This window comes from Candidatus Cryptobacteroides sp. (assembly GCF_056207615.1).
Window position 1 is genome coordinate 1 of sequence record NZ_JBAEER010000030.1, and the last position, 7,899, is coordinate 7,899.

General features: G+C 50.4%; 8 protein-coding genes. 4 read left to right on the top strand and 4 right to left on the bottom strand.

All coding sequences use genetic code 11. The features are described 5' to 3' along the window. Nucleotides 1-2: 2 nt before the first annotated feature. From mnmA to glsB, 3 genes are read left to right on the top strand one after another with little or no spacing between them, the layout of a single operon-like run. Nucleotides 3-1,247, top strand: coding sequence for a tRNA 2-thiouridine(34) synthase MnmA (gene mnmA, locus AC06ND_RS01685; protein WP_475677260.1), 1,245 nt, complete (start codon nt 3-5; stop codon nt 1,245-1,247). A gap of 54 nt (nt 1,248-1,301) precedes the next feature. Beyond that, nucleotides 1,302-2,159: a lysophospholipid acyltransferase family protein gene (locus AC06ND_RS01690; protein WP_475677261.1), complete on the top strand. Its 858-nt coding sequence runs from the start codon at nt 1,302-1,304 to the stop codon at nt 2,157-2,159. Between the two features lie 32 nt (nt 2,160-2,191). Next, on the top strand, nt 2,192-3,244 hold the full coding sequence (gene glsB, locus AC06ND_RS01695) for a glycine N(alpha)-acyltransferase GlsB (protein ID WP_475677262.1): 1,053 nt from the start codon (nt 2,192-2,194) through the stop codon (nt 3,242-3,244). Nucleotides 3,245-3,291: 47 nt separating this feature from the next. Here the strand turns inward: glsB and ettA are convergent, their stop codons facing one another. Both ettA and AC06ND_RS01705 read right to left on the bottom strand, forming a co-directional pair. After that, nucleotides 3,292-4,968 (bottom strand): energy-dependent translational throttle protein EttA, encoded by a 1,677-nt coding sequence (ettA, locus tag AC06ND_RS01700; protein WP_475677263.1) that lies wholly within the window; start codon nt 4,966-4,968, stop codon nt 3,292-3,294. A 28-nt stretch (nt 4,969-4,996) separates the two neighbouring features. Continuing rightward, a complete protein-coding gene (locus AC06ND_RS01705; protein ID WP_475677264.1) occupies nt 4,997-5,743 on the bottom strand; it encodes a helix-turn-helix domain-containing protein in 747 nt (248 codons plus the stop codon). Nucleotides 5,744-5,801: 58 nt separating this feature from the next. Between AC06ND_RS01705 and AC06ND_RS01710 the strand changes: the two genes are divergently transcribed. Beyond that, complete coding sequence (locus AC06ND_RS01710; RefSeq protein WP_475677265.1) at nt 5,802-6,032, top strand: hypothetical protein; 231 nt, start codon at nt 5,802-5,804, stop codon at nt 6,030-6,032. Nucleotides 6,033-6,185: 153 nt separating this feature from the next. Here the strand turns inward: AC06ND_RS01710 and AC06ND_RS01715 are convergent, their stop codons facing one another. Together AC06ND_RS01715 and AC06ND_RS01720 are read right to left on the bottom strand one after the other, a co-directional pair. After that, on the bottom strand, nt 6,186-7,124 hold the full coding sequence (locus AC06ND_RS01715; RefSeq protein WP_475677266.1) for a YitT family protein: 939 nt from the start codon (nt 7,122-7,124) through the stop codon (nt 6,186-6,188). Between the two features lie 16 nt (nt 7,125-7,140). Further along, nucleotides 7,141-7,899: class I tRNA ligase family protein (locus AC06ND_RS01720; protein ID WP_475677267.1), on the bottom strand; the 759-nt coding region annotated here is incomplete at its 5' end.

A 7,899-nucleotide genomic window follows, 5' to 3' on the forward strand; every position in this document is an offset into this window, starting at 1 on the left:
AGATGGTTGCCCGCAAGATAGGCATCCCTTTCTATTTCGTAGACCTCAGCAAGGAGTATCGCCAGAGGGTCGTAGACTATATGTTTGACGAGTACTCCAAGGGAAGGACCCCTAATCCTGACGTACTTTGCAACCGAGAGATTAAGTTCGACGCCTTCCTCAAGACCGCGGAAAAACTAGGTGCGGAGATGGTTGCGACCGGCCATTACTGCCGCAAGGAGGCCGCTCTCGACGCCGATGGCAAGGAGATTATCGGCGAGGATGGAAAGCCAGTATACAGGATACTTGCAGGAAGCGACCCGAACAAGGACCAGAGCTATTTCCTCTGTCAGCTCACCCAGGAGCAGCTTTCGAAGGCCATGTTCCCAATCGGAGACATCATCAAGCCGGAAGTGAGAAGACTTGCGAAGGAAGCTGACCTCCCGTCAGCTGAGAAGAAGGACTCGCAGGGCATCTGCTTCGTCGGAAAGGTTGACCTCCCTACCTTCCTCCAGCAGCAGCTAAAGTCCGTGACAGGAAATGTCGTCGAGGTATTCGAACCGTTCTACGAGACTTCGGAACAGTATTCCTTCCTGAAAGACACGCTCCAGAGCCTCCTCAAGGACGGTGCCGGAGAAGTGAACATGGTCACCAGCTACATTTCCGAGGACAAGGGCATGGTAACCGACCCCGGCATCATCAACGACTGGGATCAGGCGAAGATGGCCCAGCTATCGGACGAGGATTGGATGAGGCTATCGATGCCTGTGCGTCACGGTTCGATCAAGTTCGAGACCGAGACCTACCGAAGCGGAAAGAAGCACATAAAGAAGACCAGGTACAAGGAAAATCCTTATGGAAAGATAGTCGGAGAGCATGTCGGAGCCCAGTTCTACACCATAGGGCAGCGCAAGGGCCTCAACATAGGCGGCCATCAGGATTCCATCTTCGTGATAGAGACAGACATAGAGAACAACATCATCTACGTCGGCGAGGGACACAAGCACAAGGGTCTTTCCCGAAGCGTTCTGCGCGTGGCTCCGGAGGAGATACACTGGATTCGTGAGGACATGAAGATGGAGGTGGGAGAAATCCGCCGCTACCGCGTCCGTATCCGCTACCGTCAGCCTCTGCAGGAAGCGACCCTCATACGCAGGGAGAATGGTCTGTACATCATCTTCGACACCCCTCAGAGGGGCATCACCCCTGGTCAGTTCGCCGTATGGTACACTCCAGATGACGAGATGACAGGCTCCGGTGTTATCTAGGGCACACATTCTTAGCAAAAAAATTGCTATCTTCGTGAGGATAGTACAATAGACGTGAAAGATTATTCGCAATATGGCCCAGCCTACAAGGGGCTTACCGTGGAAGACGATGTCTACGTACCGAAACCCGTAGACACATTTTCTGGTGAAGACCCATTCGTAAGGATGGCAAAGGTACGCGGTCAGTCGAAGGAAATCGCCTTCGACGAGACCTATCCATATCTTGACAAGTCTCTTCGTTTCCGTATTCAGCACGCCATCTGCTATGCCGCCCTCTGGACGATAGCATTCCCCGTCAACAGAATACGCTACGGATTGAAGATCAAGGGGCGCTCCAAGATCTTCAAGAACAGGAAGCTGCTCCGTGGCGGAGCCATGACCGTCTGCAACCATGTGTTCAGATGGGACATGATCTGCGTCCTCCAAGCCATACGTTTCCGAAAGAGCTGGATTCCGATGTACGCTCTGCCATTTACCGGGAAAGACTCCATCTTCATGAAAAGCATCGGAGGCATTCCAATCCCAGAGAACAGGGCCGGTCTCAAGTGCTTCAACGAGGCCATGAACGAGATCCGCGAAAGGAAGGAATGGATACATATCTTCCCCGAGAGTTGCAGCTGGAAGTACTACTCCCCCATCAGGCCATTCAAGATTGGACCTTTCAACATGGCATATAAATACGGCATGCCCATACTGCCATGCGTCATTTCATACCGCGAGAGGAAAGGCATATATAAGCTGTTCGGAAGTGCTGACGAACCGCTCGTAACCATCAGCGTCGGCGACCCTATCATCCCAGACAAAGACAAGCCAAGGAAGGAGGAATCCGAGCACATGCGCAGCCTTGCCCACAGAACAATGGAGGAAATGGCAGGCATCATTTCGAACCCATGGCCATCAGCCATTGACTGATCGGCCACTGTTATACCCAAAGATCATTTATTATGGATAAGATCATAGATCCCGTTCCTGTCGAGCTGCTTAAGGCAGAGCTCACGAAGTCAAAGAAACTGCAGGACACCAACAAAGGCCACAATGAACTGTATGTAGTCACATGGCATGACTCTCCAAACGTCCTCACGGAGATAGGCCGTCTTCGCGAGGAGGCTTTCCGTGCAGGCGGAGGCTCCACCGGAAATGCCATCGACCTTGATGAATACGACAAGATGGAGAAACCTTACAAGCAGCTCATCGTCTGGGATCCGGACGACGAGGCCATCATCGGAGGATATCGCTTCATCTTTGGTAAAGATGCAGAATTTGACGAGAACGGACAGCCTATCCTTGCCAGCTCTCATCAGTTCAGGTTCTCACAGAAGTTCATAGACAGCTACCTGCCTTACGTGATGGAGGTGGGCCGTTCGTTCGTATCCCCTGCATATCAGAGTTCGAAGATGGGATCAAGATCGATCTATGCAATGGATAACTTGTGGGACGGAATGGTCGCCATCATCATCCAGAATCCCGACATTCTCTATTTCTTCGGAAAGATCACAGTATATCCTTCTTTCGACCACATCTCCAGAGACCTCATCTACCACTTCCTCTGGAAGCACTTCGGAGACAAGGAGGAGCTCGTACGTCCATGGCCGGATCAGAACGTAATGCCAGACTCCACTCCTGAGCTGATGGATCTCATCCTTAACAAGGAGGATGTGGCCGAGGATTACAAGATTCTCAGGAGTTCCGTAAGATTTCGCGGGACAAATGTCCCACCGAACATCAGTGCCTATGTGGCCATTACTCAGAACATGGTCATGTTCGGTACGGCAGTCAACCGTCTCATGCATAACATCGAAGACTCTGCCATCCTGATTCCTTTCGACGAGATCTATCAGGAGAAGAAACATCGCCACGTCGGAGCATATCTCCGCTTCAAGAGAAGAAAACGTCAGCCGGAGATGGACGGAGAGATGGAGAGAATCCTGGTGGAGAGATGGCTGGCTAAGCGTAGACGTCAGATCAAGAAGCTCCAGAAAGAAAGAGCAGCAAAATAAAGAAGGGTGGCTGCGAGGCCACCCTTCAGTCGTATTTTACCAGTATACTACTCCATAAGTTTTTTGTACTTGAACCTCTTAGGTTCCTCGTTACCGAGGCGCTTCTTTCTGTTCTCCTCGTACTCGCTGTAAGAACCCTCGAAGAAGTAAACCTGAGAATCTCCTTCAAATGCCAGGATATGTGTAGCGATACGATCGAGGAACCAACGGTCATGGGATACTACGACTGCACAGCCTGCGAAATTGTCAAGACCTTCCTCGAGTGCGCGGATGGTATTTACGTCAACGTCGTTGGTAGGCTCGTCAAGAAGGAGGACATTGCCCTCGTCCTTGAGCGTGAGCGCAAGATGAAGTCGGTTTCTCTCACCACCGGAGAGGATTCCGCACTCTTTCTCCTGATCTGCACCTGAGAAATTGAACCTTGATATATATGCGCGCGCGTTGATCTCCCTGTTGCCGAGCTTCACGAACTCTGAGTTATCGGCGATGGTCTCGTATACGGTCTTCTCCGGATCGATGCTTCTGTGCTGCTGATCAACATAGGCAAGCTTAACTGTCTCACCGATCTTGATCTCTCCAGAATCCGGCTGCTCTATGCCCATTATGAGACGGAATAGAGTGGTCTTACCGGCACCGTTCGGGCCTATGACTCCGACGATACCTGCCTGAGGGAGCACGAAGCTGAGGTTCTCATAGAGCAGCTTACCGTCGTATGACTTTGCTACGTTCTTGAATTCGATGACATTGGTACCGAGGCGTGGTCCGTTAGGGATGAAGATCTCGAGCTTGCTCTCCTTCTCCTTTGCATCCTCATTGGCGAGTTTCTCATAAGCACCCAAACGGGCCTTGGACTTAGCCTGGCGTGCTTTAGGAGCCATGCGCACCCACTCGAGCTCCCTCTCGAGAGTCTTGCGACGCTTGCTCTCCTGCTTCTCTTCCATCGCGAGACGGTTGCTCTTCTGCTCAAGCCATGAAGAATAGTTACCCTTCCATGGAATACCCTCACCCCTATCAAGCTCAAGGATCCAACCGGCTACGTTATCGAGGAAGTAACGGTCATGGGTCACGGCGATGACTGTACCCTTATACTGCTGGAGATGTGCCTCGAGCCACTGGATACTCTCGGTATCGAGGTGGTTGGTAGGCTCGTCGAGGAGCAATACATCCGGCTGGCGGAGAAGAAGTCGGCAAAGTGCGACACGACGTCTCTCACCACCGCTGAGCGTGGCCACGTTCGCATCGGCAGGTGGACACTGAAGAGCGTCCATCGCCCTTTCGAGCTTGGAATCGATTTCCCATCCGCCGCATGCCTCGATCTTCTCTGTAAGGTCGCCCTGACGCTCGATCAGCGCAGCCATCTCATCGTCTGACATTGGCTCGCAGAACTTGAGATTCACCTCTTCATACTCCTTGAGAAGGTCCACCACTTCCTGGACACCTTCCTGCACGACCTCGAGGACGGTCTTGTTCGGATCCATCTGAGGTTCCTGCTCGAGATAACCGACAGAGTAGCCCGGAGCCCATACGACCTCGCCCTGGTATGACTTCTCGATACCGGCGATAATCTTCATGAGGGTAGACTTACCCGAGCCGTTGAGACCGATGATACCGATCTTGGCGCCATAGAAGAAGGAAAGGTAGATATTCTTGAGGATTACCCTATTGTTGTGCGGCAAAACCTTGCCCACACCATTCATTGAAAAGATGATTTTCTCGTCTGCCATATAACATTTGCTTATGCTGCAAAGATAATCATTTTTTCGTTTGGGCACGACGCATGGCCATCCACTCGGTCGGTTTCATACCCGTGACATTCTGGAATATAACGTTCATGGACCCCTCGTTCTTGAAGCCGCTCTGAAGCGCCAGCTGGCCGGCCCTGAGTGACATATCTTTCTCGAAGAGCTGCATTGCGTGTTCCACTCGATATTTACCGACGAAAGTACAGTAATTCATGCCAGTATATTTGAGTATCGCCCTGCCGACGTATGCCTTGTTCACATACACCTCCTTCGCGACTTCCGGCTCAGAAAGGTTTGGATTCAGGTAATTTCTCTTGACTACGACATAGTCATGTATCCTCTGGTATATCTGGCGCGAACTGTCATCCGCGTTAGTGGCAATATCGTTCCTGACGTAGGTGAGAGTATGGTTCTCGATATCGCTAACCTTGTCTTTCGCAAGGAAGAGGAAACTTCCGTGAAGGCAACGGAAATACAGAACCTGAAATATCACACATACCACTACACTGATTGCCTGACGAACGATTTGACACAACATATCATCACTTCCGTACAGAGCCAGAGAGAAAGCAGATACGAGCAAAGACAAGGATGCAAGGACCGAGCTCATCCAATCCGATATAAGCATAGAGAGAGCCTGTTTCTTCACCAGTTCCCTTATGTTCCCGAAACGCTTGGTGAAGGAAGAGATCATCACGGAAAATGAGACTATCGAACCGGCCAGGGAAATAAGTACAGGGTGTCCTGTAGCTGCCATGGCGGCCACCGCTGAAACATAGGGGATGACGATAGTTGCCTTAGCTCTGGAATCAAGAATGGAAAGAGCGCAGGCAAAACAGGCAAACACGACGCTCATAGCTGGCAGACAATACTCGATACCGGTGATTATTCCTGAGATCAAGACGACAAGTGCTGCCAATGTAGGAACGACCAGAAAAGCCATATCCTCTTTCTTCCTGCCTTTTGTTGCAAGAAATCTGATGATTGAAAAAATAGTTGATGGAATGAGAATAAGTGTAATGGTTACAACAATTAACATTTTTTGATTTTTTAGGTTGGAAAATAAAGACGCATCTGCCTTTTGACAAATGTAAAACAAAAAAGGCCCCAGGATAGCCTGGAGCCTTTATGATGAATCAAAATCGAAAATCAATTACACTTTTTCGCAGCTTATTGATTTTTTCATAGTAACCACAAATTTATTGCGCGTTCTCCACCGACTTCTTCACAATCTTTTTCGTGTCGATTCCTGTCTTGATTTCGTCGAAGCCTTCGCCGTAGACATTATTTGCTGGAGAAACTGACACGAAAGCATTCTTGTCGATTTCCTTTACAGCCGAAGTTATGTCCCTAAGGCTTTTGCGGCGAACGATTGCGATGAGCACGTTCATATCCTGCTTCCTGTAGCAGCCTGTTGCCTTAAGCGCCGTCACGCCCTTGTCAAGCTCATGCATGAGGCAGTTGGCGATTTCGTCGCTCTTCTCCGAGAAGATAAGCACCTGGACGGAAGACTTGTTTCCGACGAGCACGAAATCCACGAAGAAAGATGAAACGAACATCATCAGATAGCCATATATCATATCGGCAAAAGTTCTTCCAGGAAGCAGGAGCACCATGGCGATGATGATGGCATCGGTCGCCAGATAGAACTTACCCGGAGAAATCGGCCAATACTTGTTGACTATCATTGCGAAGATGTCACTTCCTCCTGTACTACCGCCGAAGCGGAGCACGATGCCCAGACCTATACCTTCAATGATACCGGCAATCACCGGAATCAGGATATTGTCAGGGACGTAGAGCAATCCTCCTTCCACGCAATACATGCATTCCCAGTTCGGGAGGATGTCGAAGAAAAGCGTAGACACGGCGATACAATATATGGTGCGTATGCCGAAGCCCTTACCAAGGATGGCAAAGGCCATGACAAGCAGCGCCACGTTGACGACGAGATAGGAAGTTCCTACCGGAATCGCACCGTTCGTCGCGTACTGAAGGAGAGTGAGAAGACCCGTTACTCCACCGCTGGAATAGTCGTTGGGGATTACAAACCAATCCCAAGGGACACAGTAAAGGAAAGTTCCGAGAGTCAGAATAAGATATTCACCGAATACCTTAAGAACCTTTTTCCTATCCAAAACCATGTCTAGCGGTTTATTTGAGTACGATGTTGACAATCTTGCCAGGGACGACGATCACCTTGACGATGTTCATCTCTCCCACATACTTGGCAGTCTGCTCAAGACCACGCACCTGAGCCTCAACATCCTCCTTGCTTGCAGACTTAGGAAGATCGAGAGTAAAGCGGGTCTTACCGTTGAATGAAACGGCGTATGTACAGCTGTCCTCTACGGTATAGGCCTCAACATACTCAGGGAAGCGTGCATAAGTGATGGTATCCTCATGTCCGAGGGCATGCCAGAGTTCCTCAGTGATATGTGGAGCAAAAGCTGAGAGTACGATGATGAGCGGCTCGAGAATCTCGCGCTTGTGGCACTCGCCGAGCTCGTTCACAGCAATCATGAACGCACTGATGGTGGTGTTGTATGAGAATGTCTCGATGTCTGACTGAGCCTTACCGATAAGTTTGTGAAGAGCCTTGAGCTCTGCAGGAGTAGCCTTCTCGTCAGTCACCACGAGACCGTCACGGTCGTAGAACATCCTCCATATCTTCTTGAGGAAACGGTTCACACCGTCGATACCCTTGGTATCCCATGGCTTGCTCTGCTCGAGAGGGCCGAGGAACATCTCGTAGAGACGGAGAGTATCTGCGCCGTAGGAGTCGCAGATCATATCCGGATTCACCACATTGGACATCGCCTTACTCATCTTCTCGATGGCCCACCCACAGACATACTCACCATTCTCGAGGATGAACTCAACCGTCTTATAGGCTGGGATCCGGTTGGTGGA